We start from the raw sequence: 12,772 nt of genomic DNA, 5'->3' as shown, positions 1-12,772 counted from the left end.
GTACTGTGCGCCACACCCGAAGCCGACCTCCGCCTTGCCGCGCGCCCGATGGACGAGTTGGCCGACCGCTCGGACCTGCCCGTTCTGCCCGCCGTCGCCACCACGCCACGCCCCTGTCTTAAGGAGCGCTCCATGGACCAGCACCCGATCCTCGCCCTCGATCCCACCGGCCGCGACCGTCACGGCGAGGACGCCGCGCTGCGGGCCCGCGGGCCGGCCACCCGGGTCGACGTCCTGGGGGTCACGGCGTGGGCGGTGACCGAACCCGGTCTGCTCAAGCGGCTGCTCACCGACCCTCGCGTCTCCAAGGACCCCCGGCAGCACTGGCCAGAGTTCCCCGACAACATCATCGGGAAGTGGCCGCTGGCCCTGTGGGTGGCCGTGGACAACATGTTCACCGCGTTCGGCGACGATCACCGCCGGCTGCGCCGCCTGATCAGTCCGGCGTTCACCGCGCGCCGCATCGGCGCGCTGGCACCGCGCATCGAGCAGATAGCCGACGACCTGCTCGACGACCTGGCCTCGACTCCCGACGGCCAAGCGGCAGATCTGCGCGATCGTTTCGCCTACCCCCTGCCGATCCGGGTGATCAGCGACCTCATGGGACTCCCCGAGCACGCCCGGCCCGACTTCCGCCGCACCGTGGACGGCGTCTTCGACACCACCCTCACCCCCGCCGCGGCCGAAGCCAACAACCGCGTCCTGTACGGGATGCTGTCCGACCTGGTGGCCGCCAAGCGCGCCGCGCCCGGCGACGACATGACCTCCGTCCTCATCGCGACCCGTGATGAGGAGGACGGCTCCACCCTCAGCGAGCAAGAGCTCCTGGACACGCTCCTGCTCATGATCAGCGCAGGCTACGAAACCACCGTCAACCTCCTGGACCAGGGCATCGCCGCCCTGCTCACCCACCCCGAACAGCTCGCCCAGGTCCAGGACGGAACGGTCCCCTGGGCGGAAGTCGTCGAGGAGTCACTGCGCTACGAAGCGCCCGTCGCCCATCTGCCGATGCGCTTCGCGATCCAGGACATCGCGCTGCCCGACGGGGTCGTCATCCGTCAGGGCGAGGCGATCCTCGCCTCCTACGCGGCCGCCGGACGCCACCCCGGCCTGCACGGCCCCACCGCCGACACCTTCGACATCCAGCGGGCCGTCAAGAGCCACCTCGCCTTCGGCCACGGCGTTCACGTCTGCCTCGGCGCCGCCCTGGGACGCATGGAAGCCGAAATCGCGCTGCGCCGCCTCTTCGAGCGCTTCCCCCACCTCACCCTCGCCATCCCCGCATCGGATCTGCGGCCCACAGAATCCTTCATCTCCAACGGGCACCGCGAACTGCCGGTCATCCTCCGCCCCGCCCGCCCCGCAACACCGCCCGGCACCACAACTTGACGGACAGGCAAGAGACCGACGCAGGCACTCCGGCGTACGCATAGCCGTCGGTCGCCCCCTGCGACAGTGCAGCGGCCTCGAAGTCGCGCACGCGGTCAGGGCGACCGGCGGTGCCCCGCCCCACGAATGGTCCGCACCGCGAGCACTGAGTCGAACGGCTCCACCAGTTCCTTGGTGGCAATCGCCACCAGGTGCGCCGGAACGTCGCCGCCCTGCAATGCCCTCACGTACGCAATGGCGCGTCGCGAGCCGTGTCGTAGGGCACGTCGTACACCGCGAGTCTGTCGATCGCGAGCCCGGCCGCCGCGGCCTCCAGCGCGAACATCCCACCCGACGAAACGCCGTACACATGCGCCGAGCCACCGGCTGCCGCGATCAGCGCGGCAAGGTCCTCGATCTCGCGCTCCACGGCGTACGGCAGGGTGTCCCCACTGTGACCACGGCCGCGCCGGGCATAGTTGAACACAGTGAAGCCACCCGCCAGTTCCCGGGCAAGCGGCACGTTCTCCGAACCGTCGTCGAGCCCTCCGCCCACCAGGATGACGCCCGGCCCGCTGCCTTCACATTCGTACGCGATCGACGTACCGTCCCTGAACACCACGCGCCCCATCCACACCGCCCCTTCCTCGCACGTCGTCGAGAAACCGGCCGGATCCCGCCCGAACTCTCAACTCCCCTGCCAGTGCAACACGCCGCCCCACTGCCCCCAGACCCATGACACCGCCGCCGCGATCGGTACGCAGCACAGTGCGGCGCCAACTCAGCCCAGATGACCGGCTGTTACGGGCTGGTCCGCTGGACGGTACTCACGGCACTCACTCGGCCATGGATGCCCATACCGAAGAGAACTTCGACGGTGCTGTCAGTCGTCCTTCACGGTGAGGCCGATGTGTCGGGCCAGGGCAGGAGCCAGGTCGAACAGCTGAGTCGTGCCGATCGTCGCGCCTGTCAGGCCCTCCGGTCCGGAGGCGATGCCCAGGGCGGTGACCTCGCGCAGGTCGACCCTGGACAAGGTGGCCTTGTCGAAACGCACCCGGTCCAGGGCCGAGCCAGGGAAGACGGCGCGGCGCATCTCGGATCCGTGGATCTCCGTGCCGGCGAAAACGCTGGCGGTGCACTCGCTGTCCAGCCAGGCGATCTCCGCGAGGTTGGTGCCGACCACGCGAACCGTGTGCAGCCACACGCCGTCGAAGCGGGCGCGCCGATAGCGGCCGCGCTCGAAGATTGCCGAGGAGAAGGCCGACTCGCTGAAGTGGGAACTGCTGCCCTGCGCGTCCTCGAAGGCGGAGCCGTCGAAATGGAGCCATTCGTAGGCGCCCTCCCCCTCGATCTCGCCGATGCAGCGCTCAAGCCGGTGCGCGTACGGCAGTGCGGCCAGGTCTCGGGGCGCGCGGGCTCGCATGGGCATTTCTTCCGGGAGGACGAACGGGCAGCCCTCGCCACGGCCCTGACAGGACCGCGCAATGAGGGGACGCCCTCATGCTGACGCCGCCCGCCCACGTTTGCCCAATCAGCGCGAGCCGAAGAACGGCTCCGAAAGCCGGATGGATCGCCGGCTCAGAGTCACCCCGAAAGCTCATACACCTGGCAAACGATCCACTGTCGATGAGGCGCCCCTACCTGCCCCCCGATCCGAACGTGCGCCACCTTCCACACCCCAAAGCATCTACTGGGATGAGGCGTTGACCCCTTGCAGCCACGCTCCACAGGTAGGACTCAGCCCGGACGGACAGAGACACGCCGGGAGCAGCCCCACAGACACCGGCGAGGGCACACCCCGCACGCGGCCTTTCCTCCTCAGCACCCCCGCATGACGCCGCAGCACAACACGCGTGGCCGCGCACGACCTGGCTGCATCAGAGCCGCGCACGACCTGGCGTATGACGCGCCATCAGGCAGTGCGCATGCCTTGCATTTCAGGGAACTGCGCCTCCAGTGAATCGTCCAGGGCGACGAGGTGTTCCAGTGCCTCGGCGCAGGTTTTGGCGTATCCGGCGGAGCGGGGGAGCATGACGGTTTCGTAGGCGCGTACGGCGTCGTCGATGGTCGGTTGGGCGATGATGGCCTGTGCGAGGTCGGCACCGTCGAGCAGGGCGAGGTTGGCGCCGACGCCGATGGGAGGCATCAAGTGGGCGGCGTCGCCGAGCAGGGTGACGCCGGGGACGTGGTCCCAGGTGTGCGGGGCCGGCAGGGCGTACAGGGGCCGGTGGATGAATTCGCCGTCGTTGTCGCGGAGGAGGGAGCGCAGGCTCTCGTCCCAGCCGTCGTAGGTGTTCAGCAGATGGGCGCGGATCGCTTCGGTATCGGTGAAGTCCAGGTCGGTGTGCCAGTCCTGGGGAGCGCGGAAGGCGCAGTAGAGGCGGATGTGACCGTTGCTGTTGCGCTGGGCGAACAGGGCCTTGCTGCCGCCCTTCGCCGCCATGGTGCCGTGGCCGACGAGGCGCGCGATCTCGGGGTGGCGCAGGTCGCAGTCGTCGAAGTAGCACTCGATGAAGATGACGCCGGTGTGCAGGGGCCGGGCGTCGGAGACGGCCGGGCGGACCCGTGACCAGGCGCCGTCGGCGCCGATGACGAGGTCGAAGTCGTCGGTGGTTCCATCGGTGAAGTGGACGCGGCTGGTTCCGTCGTCGAGCGGGGTCACCGCGTCGACGCCGGCGTTCCACCTGACGGTGCCGGGGGCGAGGGATTCCAGGAAGAGGTCGCGGAGTTGGCCGCGGTCGATCTCCGGCCGGTCGGGCTCGCCTTCGGGCAGCAGGCGGCGCACCACGGTGCCGGTGCGGTCGAGCATGCGGATTTCCTGGCCTTCGGGCCGGGACAGGACGTTGAACCGCTCGAGCAGACCGGCGGCCTGGAGGGCTAGCTGACCGGTGTCGGCGTGGATGTCGAGCGTGCCGCCCTGGGAGCGAGCCAGGACCGAGGTCTCGCGTTCGTAGACGGTGACCGTACGGCCGTGCCGCTGCAGGATGCGGGCGCACGCGAGGCCGCCGGGGCCGCCCCCGACGATCGCGATACGGGGTGTGGGCTCGGTGGCGCTGGAGGTTGGTACGGCAGGCATGACTGGTGACCCCTTTCAAGGAGCAACACAGAGGAGAAGACGGCAGGCAAAGGCAGTGCCGCGGTGTCCGCGGACTTCCTCGGCCCACCCAGAAAAGCACAGCGGATAAATAAGTTCAACGGCTACACTTTCGTAGCCGGTCAACCGCCGAGATAGAGTGGGCCGCATGACCGAGACGATGGGGCGCCGCGAACGCAAGAAGGCCCAGACGCGCCAGGCCCTGGCGGACGCCGCACTACGGCTGTTCCTGGAGCACGGCTACGACAACGTCGGGGTCAGAGATGTGGCGGAAGCAGCCGATGTATCCGTAACGACACTGTTCAAGCACTTCCCCAGCAAGGAAGCCCTGGTTTTCGACGAGGACCAGGGCCTTGAGGCCGCGCTCGTCGCCGCCGTACGCGACCGGGCCCCCGGACAGTCCGTCCTCCACGCCTTGCGCGACCATCTGGTACGAACGCGCACCACCGTCCACGTCGACGAGCCGGACTTCACCGCCTTCCTGCACATGGTGAACTCGACGCCCGCGTTGCGGGAGTACATGCACCGCATGTGGCTGCGGCACGAGACGGCCCTGGCTGCCGCCATCGCCGAAGCGACGGGCGCGGAGGAGGGCGACCTCAAGTCCGCCGCGCTGGCCCGCTTCGCCCTGGAAGGCGCGAACCTCGTCCGCGAACGCGAGGACCGCGAGCGCGCGCTGCACGAGGTGTTCGACCTGCTGGAACACGGCTGGGGGTAGGGTCGCCCCTCCCGCACACCCCCGTGGCATTACGGGGTCAACGGGTGCCGTAAGGACGAGCGCCCGGCCTGCCACGCGTTCATGAGACGACCAGGGCGAGCGGGTCCCCCGGAAGGACGGAAGCCGCGATACCGAGGGCGATGTCCGGGGCCGGGCCGGGCTCATCGACTGAGCGGACCTTCGTTGTCAGACCGCACGGAACGTCGCGACCGCGAACTCCGGGACGGCATGGAGATACGGGGCGGCATCGAGACAACGGCCATAGGCCGGAACCCGAGTTGGGAGTCAGGGAAGGCGGGCCGGGGTGGACAGGAGCGAGTCGTCCGTGGTGCGGGCGCCGGGCAGGTGGTGGCGGGCAGCCACGAGGGCGGCGGCCACGCTGTTGGTGCCGGTGACGATGCACAGCTGGTAGGCGATGTCGTCCATGCGCTGGCGCACCTCGGGGCTGGCGGCGGCGTCGGCGTGCAGCACGCGGAGCGTCTCGTACTGCTGGATGAGTGCGGGCAGGAGGGCGGGGTGGGCCATCAACATCTCCGGGCTCCTTCGACATCGCGTGCATGTCCGCTCTGACCCCCGGCTACCCGAACTCGCCCGGGGCATGTCTCCTGCCCTGGTACGCGCGCATGGGCGGGTGTTCACCCGCAAGGGGCACACGGGCGGTGGGCCTGTCGCCGTGGAGTGAGGCGCCATCCTGGACCTCATTGACAGCTTACTGTCATACAGGCAGGATGCTGTCATCTGAGCGTTCGCGCGAGCCGAGAGAGAGCCTCATGCCCAGTCAACCCACCGGCCCGACCGTCCATATCGCCGCGTACGACACCCTCGCGGACTGGGAGTACGGGCACGCCGCCGCCCACCTCCGCCAGGGCACATCCTTCCGCCAGGGGCGGACCGGCTACGACATCGCCACCGTCGGGAGCACGGCCGACCGCCCGGTGACGACCATGGGCGGCCTGCGCATCCTGCCCGACCTCGCCCTGGACGCGCTGCGCCCCGAAGACAGCGCGCTGCTCATCCTCCCGGGCGCTCAACTGTGGGATACCGGTGAGGAATTGAGCCCCTTCGCCCGTAAAGCACGTGAGTTCCTGGACGCCGGAGTGCCGGTGGCGGCGATCTGCGGCGCGATCGCCGGGCTGGCCCGCGAGGGACTGCTGGACGGTCGCGCCCACACCAGCGGCGCCGCCGAGTACCTCGCCCACCAGCCCGGCTACCAGGGAGCCGACCGCTACCAGGACACGGACGCGGTGCGCGACAACGGCCTGATCACCGCGGGCCCCACCGCCCCGGCCGCCTTCGCCCGCGAGATCTTCGCCGAACTGGACGTCATGGAGCCGCACGTCCTCGACGCCTGGTTCCGCCTGTTCCAGCACTCCGACGCCTCGGCCTTCCCCATCCTGATGGCCGCCGGCCAAGGCGAGTGACGCGGCATGCGGGAGCACGACACGAAGCCGACCGCCCCTGGAGCCGCCGCGCCCGAACTGCTCAGCCGGACCGCTCTGGGCGTCTTCCGGCTCAACGGCCAGTTCCTTTCCGTATCCGAGCAACTGGCCGCACCCGCCGGACTGACGGCCGCCTGGTGGCAGGTCCTGGGCGCGGTGCTGCGCGAGCCGCTGCCCGTCTCCGGCATCGCCCGCGCCATGGGCATCACCCGCCAGAGCGTGCAGCGCATCGCGGACCTGCTGGTGGAGCGCGGACTGGCGGAGTACCGGCCCAATCCGGCCCACCGGCGCGCCAAGCTCCTGGCACCTACGGCGGAGGGTCTCGCGGCCGTACGCAAAATCAACCCCGGTCACGCGGAGTTCGCCGCCCGGCTGTGTGAACAGCTGGGCGGGGAAAAGGAGTTCAGTGCGGTGATGCAGGCGCTGGAGTCACTGTCCGCTGCCCTTGGCGCGCTCAGCAGTGAGGACTGACGAACGGGCGCGGCATCCGGCGCCCCCAGCCTGACGGGTGCGTCGCCAACGGGCCGGGCGCCTACGCGTAGGCGGGTTGCGGCCGGTTCCGTCTCGGCCGGAGCGCCGTGGGGCCAAGGCGAGCCGTGGGGCCAAGGCGACCGGCATTGGGGGCGTACGCCACGCTGTCGCCAACAAGGTCGCGGGCATCGCCGTCCGCCGGGCCGTGCGGTGCGGTGGACCGCATCACCGTGCGGGCCGGCATTCGGTCAGCGCAACGGCCAGCATCCATACGGCGGCGAGGGCCACGCCGACCCGCTGAGGAACGGCAAACCATTCCCCGGTGGGGAGCAGTGCCAGCGTCAGTACGAGGCAGGCGATCTCGGCGGCGAAGACCGGCAGTCCCCAGCGGTAGAGCCAGGTCCGTACCCCCAGGCGGCGGGCGGCGATCGCCAGCGCTCCCATGGCCGCCGGCAGCGCGGTGTTCGCGCTCACGCTGGTGAAGGCGTGCACCTTGTGCCGTACCGAGACGGTCCCGGCCTGTTCGGCGGCGCGGCATCCGGCGTCGGCCGACGGTGCGCAGTCCAGCGGGAAGACGGCGACGTCGGCGACGGTGGCGAGCCCGAAGAGTGCCAGCGCTGCCCATCCCACCAGCACCCAGGTGCTGGGCCGGGCTTGGACCGCCGAGGCGACGACCATCAACGCGCCGCCCACCGCCGCGCACACCCCGGCGAGTGTGTCCGTCGCCCCGAACAGCCACCGGTAGGGCTGGTCGGCCGCGGCGAGTTCACTGACGAAGGCGTGGTCGTGGCTCAGGCCGGTCTTCAGGGCGAATTCCAGCAGCCAGGTGCTGTAGAGGACGGCCGCGCCGATAAGCAGCCATGCGGCGGGGCGCGAGACCGGTCGCGTCGCGGGGGCTGGGCGGGAGGTACGTCGAGCGGCCATGGCCGATGACGGTATCCGGGCGGGCACGCCGCGTCCGCTGCGACACAGTCGCCTCGCGCCAGGTACCCCTTCGATGAAGCCACCGCTCACCGCAGAACCGCAGCTCTATCGCAGTTCGTGAGCGTTCCCGGCGCGATACCCGCCCTGCACGGCGCCGAGGGCGGCGTTCACCCGTCTGGAGCAGTGGTGATGGCGGCGTGCCGTGGCCGAGGCGAGGCTGTGATCAATCCTCGGGGAGATGTCCGGAGGTGAGATTCATGGCCTGGATACTCGTGATCATCGCGGGAATCCTCGAAACCGGCTTCGCCGTCTGTCTCAAACTCTCCAACGGATTCACCCGGCTGTGGCCGACCATCGGTTTCGCGGTGCTGGCGCTCGGCAGTTTCGGGCTTCTCACGCTGTCCTTGAAGAAGCTGGACGTCGGTCCCGCGTATGCCGTGTGGACCGGCATCGGCGCGGCCGGTACCGCCACGTACGGCATGCTCTTCATGGGCGACCTGGTCTCGGCATTGAAGATCGTGTCACTGGTCCTGATCATCGGCGGGGTCATCGGCCTGAAGGTCAGTGGCTCGTGACCGCGTGCTGCGCTCGCGCTCTGCCGTGCAAGGCATGATCGACAAGTAGAAGGCGTTCCCGCCGAAGGACGAAGGACGAGGCACGAGGGGCGACGGGTGGCAGACATGGGGCGGGGTCGGCATGGCAGCTGCATACGACTGGGTGAGTGGCGAGGGTGTGTCGCGTATCGACGACCCTGCCGAGGTGGATGCCGCGTTCGAGCGGGGCGAGTGGCCGCTGGGTTCGGCGGTGATCGGGCTGGCCTTCCACTGTTCGCTGGCTGAGGCCTCCCCTCGGATCGTCAGGGCGATGCGGCTGCCGGACGCCGGTCAGCGGGGGTTCGCGTTCACCGCGGCGGGTGTCGCGGCCCGGCTCCACGGCGCGTTGACGCCGGAGTTGTACGACGCACTGCGCGCCGAGGGCCCCGGCGGTTTCGCCGAGCACCCCATCAGGGACACCCTGACGTTCGTACCGTTCCGAAAGCTGCCGCCATGGTTGAAGTGGCGGTGGCTGCTGACAACGGTGCGGAACACGCTGGAGGGCTGGTGGCTGCGGTCCGAGGATGCGGTGAGCGACGCCTGGCGGGCCCTGCGCGGACGCCGCTCCTGAGCAACTGTCAGGCCCCGCCGCCTCCTGCTCTGGGAAACCTCGTAGTCGTCCGACGCCATCTCCACCTACGTTCGACGGCATGACTGACGAGTGCTTCGGGCATCCACGGCTCGCCGCGGTCTATGACCCGCTCGACCCTGATCTCAGCGATCTCGATGCATACGTCCGGATAGCAGAGGAATTCGGGGCACAGCGAGTGCTCGACATCGGCTGCGGCACCGGGGTGTTCGCCCTCCTGCTGGCCGACCGCGGCATTGAGGTCATCGGTATCGATCCCGCCCAGGCTTCCATCGAAGTTGCCCGGGCCAAACCGGGCAGTGCGCGAGTCCACTGGATTCGCGGTGACGCGACGGCCCTTCCGCCTCTGCGGGTTGATCTCGCGACGATGACGGCGAATGTCGCCCAGGCCATCGCCGATCCGCAGACATGGCAGAAGACGCTGCGGAGCGCCTACGAAGCTCTGCGGCCCGGCGGGCACCTGGTGTTCGAGACTCGGGATCCCGCGAAGCGCGCTTGGGAGGAGTGGAACCGCGAGAACTCTTACCGCGTGACGGAAATTCCAGGAGTCGGCGCCGTGGAGAGCTGGGTCGAGCTGATCGAGGTGAGCGTGCCGCTGGTGACATTCCGAGGGACGTATGTGTTCGCCGCGGACGGCCAGGTGCTGACGTCGGATTCGACCTTGCGCTTCCGTGAACGCCAGGACGTCGAGCGGGACTTGGCCGCGCACGGCTACGCGGTGGAAGACGTTCGCAACGCCCCTGACCGACCGGGCCGGGAATTCGTCTTCGTCGCGCGACGCCCATGAATTCAGCGGCCCACCTCGCTCAGCCTTCCCTCCGTTCTCCTTCGAGACGACGCGAGCCCTCACCGGCCTGGGCATCGGCGCTGCCTGGCGGTGTGATTGGCTACGCCGTATGGGTCTCAGACGAGTGTTCCCCAGGTTCGCACGTGTGCGGTTGAGTTGTTTCCCCGCGGATGCCGGGCTGCATCCCACCGTACGGTCGGGAGGCCGGTCATGAGTGTCCGCCGAGCGCCGTCGGAGTCCGGCCGCTTCCCCACGCCGAAGGCAGCACCTCCTTTCGACCCCGAACTGAGCGTCGTACTGGCGGCCTTGGGTACGGAGTCGAGGGAGCCGGTCACCCCGGAAAATCTTGCGGCCCGGCAAGAGCGGGATGCCACGTCGCGGCCCAGGCCGACGGCCGAGGACCTTCGCGCCGACGGCCGCTTCGAGGTCACGGAGTTCTGTGTGCCGGGACCGCCGGGCGCACCGGACGTCACGCTCGTGAGCGCGCGGCCGTCCGGACTCACCGGGCCGCTCCCTCTCCTCTATTACATGCACGGCGGCGCCATGGTCATGGGCAACGCATGGTCCGTGCTTCCGCGGATTCTCCGCGAGTGGGTCCTCCCGCTGGGGCTGGCCGTCATCTCGGTCGAGTACCGGTTGGCGCCGCAGACGCAGTACCCCGGGCCGCTGGAGGACTGTTACGCCGGACTCGCCTGGGCGACCGAGCACGCCGCCGAACTGGACATCGACGCGGACCGCATCATCATCGGAGGCAAGAGCGCCGGCGGCGGACTCGCCGCGGCCCTCGCCCTGCTGGCCCGTGACCGCGGCGGCCCCGAGGCACTGGGACAACTGCTGCTGTGCCCGATGCTCGACGACCGCAACAGCACCTTCTCCAGCCATCAGATGTCGGGCCTCGGCATATGGGACCTCACCTCCCACACGACCGTATGGAAGGCAGTGCTGGGTGACCGCTACGGCGCTGCGGACCTGCCGCCCTACGCGGCCCCCGCCCGCGCCACGGACCTCTCCGGACTCCCCCCGGCCTACATCGAGGTCGGGTCGGCCGAGATGTTCCGGGACGAGGACGTGGCGTACGCGAACGCCATCTGGCAGGCCGGCGGCCAGGCCGAACTGCACGTGTGGCCCGGCGCCTACCACGGCTTCGACGGCCTGGCACCACAGGCAACCCTCAGCCAGGACGCACGCAACGCCCGCACCCGCTGGCTCCAGCGCCTCCTCGCACAGTCCGGCGCGGGGAACCGGCCTGCCGAATAGGCAGGCGTCGGGCGGCCCCGGGGCACCGCGTGCCTGCGGCCGGTGCCGCCGGTCCTGCTCGGTCCCCTGGCCGCCGTCGCCGACTTCAGCGTCATGATCGCCGTACGGCTCCGGTCGCGTTCCCCGGGGCCGTTGGCGCCGACGGCCCGGTGCTGGTGATGCCCCTCGTGGTACCGGGGCTCCTCTTTTCGCCCTCTGAGGTTCGGGTTCCGTTCCCATAGGGAGGTCCGCAGGCGCGATGGGCAACGACGGTCTGCCCCCCACCGCACCGCGGTCCTTCGACGCATGACACCGGTCGGCGATTCAGTGACGGCTTGAGCGCCCAAGGCCGACGGCCGCCCGCGTACGCGCCGACGCCGCCCCGGCAGAGACGGCGCGTCTCGCCGGAGCCGTCCCGTCCCGCCCCGCCCCGTCCCGCCCCGTCCCGTCCCGTCCCGCACACAAGAGCCAAGACCGGCCGACCGGATGGCGCTGAGCACGACCCGCCCTCCACCGACCCCCTGACTCAGCGAAGCCTCAGCGGAGGTGCCGCAGCTGTGGCGACGGTACGGGGACCACCGGGCGCTCGGGGCTCTCAGGGGCCTGCCAGGTGACGGCCGTGACGAGGTCGAGGTTGTCGACCCTGTGGAAGGCGGCTCCGGGGAAGGCATCGCCGTAGACGCGCCGGAAGGCCCCGGGTTCGAGCGGGACGTGCGCGTAGCAGTGGGCCAGCCAGGTGGGGCTGAGGAACAGCCGCAGCAGTTCGGCGGCGACGGCCGCGTTCTGGGAACGGTGCAGGTACGACTGGCGGGCGTCGTGAAAGGCCTTGTCGACGTGCCATGCGGGGGTGCCCCAGTGCGGGGATCCGTGCAGGTCGACGACGATCGCCCGGCCACCGGGGGCGACCAGGTCGCGGACCTGTGCCGCGGCGCGGACGGGGTCGTCGAGGTGGTGCAGGGCGTTGACGGAGAGGACGAGATCGAAACGGCCGTCGCGCTCGGGGGTGACGTCAAGGAGGCCGCCGGCGCGGAAGACGGTGTTCGGCGCGGCGTGGGTCGCCCGCGCCCGCGCGATGGAGCGTTCGGAGATGTCGATGCCCAGCACGTGGTCGAAGCGCGGGGTGAGCAGCGGGGCGAAGCGGCCGTAGCCGCAGCCCAGGTCGACCGCGCGACCGCCGTGCTCGGGCAGGTGAGGGGTGATCCAGTCGCGCAGCGGCGGCCACTCGTCCGCGCCGAGCGTCTCGTACGCAGAGACCAGCTCATCGAAGAACACCGTGCCGTCCGCCACCGCGCCCGCCTTCCGCACACCGCAGCCTCACAGCGCCTCGGCCCGTAGCCGCAGCACTCCAGCGTACGAGCCCAGCGGCGGGGCAGTTGGCACCCGCCGTTCCACCCCGGCCGGGCCGGTACGCGAAGCGGACGTGCATTCAGCACGGCCCGGCACCGGGGATTCGTATCCGGCGGCGTGGCCCGGATCGACGGTCTTCGCGCCAGCCGAACACCCATGGCTTGTAGTGGAGTTGACCCTACCCGGCGTCATGGTGCCGATCTGCA

At 70.1% G+C, this 12,772-nt stretch carries 14 protein-coding genes; 8 read left to right on the top strand and 6 right to left on the bottom strand.

Annotated elements, in window-relative coordinates:
* Positions 1 to 132 precede the first annotated feature (132 nt).
* Entirely contained in the window at positions 133 to 1,389 is a 1,257-nt protein-coding gene (locus AC4IJH_RS05295) for a cytochrome P450 family protein (RefSeq protein ID WP_490850323.1), read from the top strand.
* Between the two features lie 223 nt (positions 1,390 to 1,612).
* Here AC4IJH_RS05295 and AC4IJH_RS05290 read toward each other — a convergent pair whose 3' ends face one another.
* From AC4IJH_RS05290 to AC4IJH_RS05280, 3 genes are all read right to left on the bottom strand, one after another.
* Positions 1,613 to 1,999 carry an alpha/beta fold hydrolase gene (locus tag AC4IJH_RS05290; protein ID WP_490850322.1) on the bottom strand — a complete coding sequence of 129 codons (387 nt, stop codon included), beginning with the start codon at positions 1,997 to 1,999 and terminating at the stop codon, positions 1,613 to 1,615.
* 252 nt (positions 2,000 to 2,251) lie between these two features.
* The gene (locus AC4IJH_RS05285) at positions 2,252 to 2,791 is read right to left on the bottom strand and encodes a pentapeptide repeat-containing protein (RefSeq protein WP_490850321.1); all 540 of its coding nucleotides are present in this window, start codon (positions 2,789 to 2,791) and stop codon (positions 2,252 to 2,254) included.
* 489 nt (positions 2,792 to 3,280) lie between these two features.
* Positions 3,281 to 4,444: an FAD-dependent oxidoreductase gene (locus AC4IJH_RS05280; protein ID WP_490850320.1), complete on the bottom strand. Its 1,164-nt coding sequence runs from the start codon at positions 4,442 to 4,444 to the stop codon at positions 3,281 to 3,283.
* A 166-nt stretch (positions 4,445 to 4,610) separates the two neighbouring features.
* On the opposite strand from AC4IJH_RS05280, the gene AC4IJH_RS05275 reads away from it, so the two are divergent.
* On the top strand, positions 4,611 to 5,180 hold the full coding sequence (locus AC4IJH_RS05275) for a TetR/AcrR family transcriptional regulator (protein ID WP_490850319.1): 570 nt from the start codon (positions 4,611 to 4,613) through the stop codon (positions 5,178 to 5,180).
* A 285-nt stretch (positions 5,181 to 5,465) separates the two neighbouring features.
* On the opposite strand, the gene AC4IJH_RS05270 is transcribed toward AC4IJH_RS05275, so the two are convergent.
* Positions 5,466 to 5,711 carry a DUF5133 domain-containing protein gene (locus tag AC4IJH_RS05270; protein ID WP_490850318.1) on the bottom strand — a complete coding sequence of 82 codons (246 nt, stop codon included), beginning with the start codon at positions 5,709 to 5,711 and terminating at the stop codon, positions 5,466 to 5,468.
* A gap of 239 nt (positions 5,712 to 5,950) precedes the next feature.
* Here AC4IJH_RS05270 and AC4IJH_RS05265 point away from each other — a divergent pair, with 239 nt between their 5' ends.
* Positions 5,951 to 6,601, top strand: a complete 651-nt coding sequence (locus tag AC4IJH_RS05265) for a DJ-1/PfpI family protein (protein ID WP_490850317.1) — start codon at positions 5,951 to 5,953, stop codon at positions 6,599 to 6,601.
* A 6-nt stretch (positions 6,602 to 6,607) separates the two neighbouring features.
* Positions 6,608 to 7,090, top strand: a complete 483-nt coding sequence (locus AC4IJH_RS05260; RefSeq protein ID WP_490850316.1) for a MarR family winged helix-turn-helix transcriptional regulator — start codon at positions 6,608 to 6,610, stop codon at positions 7,088 to 7,090.
* Positions 7,091 to 7,315: 225 nt separating this feature from the next.
* Here AC4IJH_RS05260 and AC4IJH_RS05255 read toward each other — a convergent pair whose 3' ends face one another.
* Entirely contained in the window at positions 7,316 to 8,014 is a 699-nt protein-coding gene (locus AC4IJH_RS05255) for a DUF998 domain-containing protein (RefSeq protein WP_490850315.1), read from the bottom strand.
* Positions 8,015 to 8,271: 257 nt separating this feature from the next.
* On the opposite strand from AC4IJH_RS05255, the gene AC4IJH_RS05250 reads away from it, so the two are divergent.
* From AC4IJH_RS05250 to AC4IJH_RS05235, 4 genes are all read left to right on the top strand, one after another.
* Positions 8,272 to 8,589 carry a DMT family transporter gene (locus AC4IJH_RS05250; protein WP_490850314.1) on the top strand — a complete coding sequence of 106 codons (318 nt, stop codon included), beginning with the start codon at positions 8,272 to 8,274 and terminating at the stop codon, positions 8,587 to 8,589.
* A gap of 121 nt (positions 8,590 to 8,710) precedes the next feature.
* Complete coding sequence (locus tag AC4IJH_RS05245) at positions 8,711 to 9,178, top strand: hypothetical protein (protein ID WP_490850313.1); 468 nt, start codon at positions 8,711 to 8,713, stop codon at positions 9,176 to 9,178.
* A gap of 79 nt (positions 9,179 to 9,257) precedes the next feature.
* A complete protein-coding gene (locus AC4IJH_RS05240; RefSeq protein ID WP_490850312.1) occupies positions 9,258 to 9,983 on the top strand; it encodes a class I SAM-dependent methyltransferase in 726 nt (241 codons plus the stop codon).
* Between the two features lie 210 nt (positions 9,984 to 10,193).
* A complete protein-coding gene (locus AC4IJH_RS05235; protein ID WP_490850311.1) occupies positions 10,194 to 11,240 on the top strand; it encodes an alpha/beta hydrolase in 1,047 nt (348 codons plus the stop codon).
* Between the two features lie 516 nt (positions 11,241 to 11,756).
* Here AC4IJH_RS05235 and AC4IJH_RS05230 read toward each other — a convergent pair.
* Positions 11,757 to 12,506: a class I SAM-dependent methyltransferase gene (locus AC4IJH_RS05230; RefSeq protein ID WP_490850310.1), complete on the bottom strand. Its 750-nt coding sequence runs from the start codon at positions 12,504 to 12,506 to the stop codon at positions 11,757 to 11,759.
* Positions 12,507 to 12,772 lie beyond the last annotated feature (266 nt).

It is taken from the genome of Streptomyces sp. UF-297 (genome assembly GCF_058245575.1).
This window is presented reverse-complemented; position numbering and strand designations above follow the sequence as displayed.

What these genes read in the sequence shown, in the direction of transcription:
- AC4IJH_RS05295 (WP_490850323.1), top strand. Translation starts at nt 133, where the DNA reads ATGGACCAGCACCCGATCCTCGCCCTCGATCCCACCGGCCGCGACCGT.
- AC4IJH_RS05290 (WP_490850322.1), bottom strand. Translation starts at nt 1,999, where the DNA reads ATGGGGCGCGTGGTGTTCAGGGACGGTACGTCGATCGCGTACGAATGT.
- AC4IJH_RS05285 (WP_490850321.1), bottom strand. Translation starts at nt 2,791, where the DNA reads ATGCGAGCCCGCGCGCCCCGAGACCTGGCCGCACTGCCGTACGCGCAC.
- AC4IJH_RS05280 (WP_490850320.1), bottom strand. Translation starts at nt 4,444, where the DNA reads ATGCCTGCCGTACCAACCTCCAGCGCCACCGAGCCCACACCCCGTATC.
- AC4IJH_RS05275 (WP_490850319.1), top strand. Translation starts at nt 4,611, where the DNA reads ATGACCGAGACGATGGGGCGCCGCGAACGCAAGAAGGCCCAGACGCGC.
- AC4IJH_RS05270 (WP_490850318.1), bottom strand. Translation starts at nt 5,711, where the DNA reads ATGTTGATGGCCCACCCCGCCCTCCTGCCCGCACTCATCCAGCAGTAC.
- AC4IJH_RS05265 (WP_490850317.1), top strand. Translation starts at nt 5,951, where the DNA reads ATGCCCAGTCAACCCACCGGCCCGACCGTCCATATCGCCGCGTACGAC.
- AC4IJH_RS05260 (WP_490850316.1), top strand. Translation starts at nt 6,608, where the DNA reads ATGCGGGAGCACGACACGAAGCCGACCGCCCCTGGAGCCGCCGCGCCC.
- AC4IJH_RS05255 (WP_490850315.1), bottom strand. Translation starts at nt 8,014, where the DNA reads ATGGCCGCTCGACGTACCTCCCGCCCAGCCCCCGCGACGCGACCGGTC.
- AC4IJH_RS05250 (WP_490850314.1), top strand. Translation starts at nt 8,272, where the DNA reads ATGGCCTGGATACTCGTGATCATCGCGGGAATCCTCGAAACCGGCTTC.
- AC4IJH_RS05245 (WP_490850313.1), top strand. Translation starts at nt 8,711, where the DNA reads ATGGCAGCTGCATACGACTGGGTGAGTGGCGAGGGTGTGTCGCGTATC.
- AC4IJH_RS05240 (WP_490850312.1), top strand. Translation starts at nt 9,258, where the DNA reads ATGACTGACGAGTGCTTCGGGCATCCACGGCTCGCCGCGGTCTATGAC.
- AC4IJH_RS05235 (WP_490850311.1), top strand. Translation starts at nt 10,194, where the DNA reads ATGAGTGTCCGCCGAGCGCCGTCGGAGTCCGGCCGCTTCCCCACGCCG.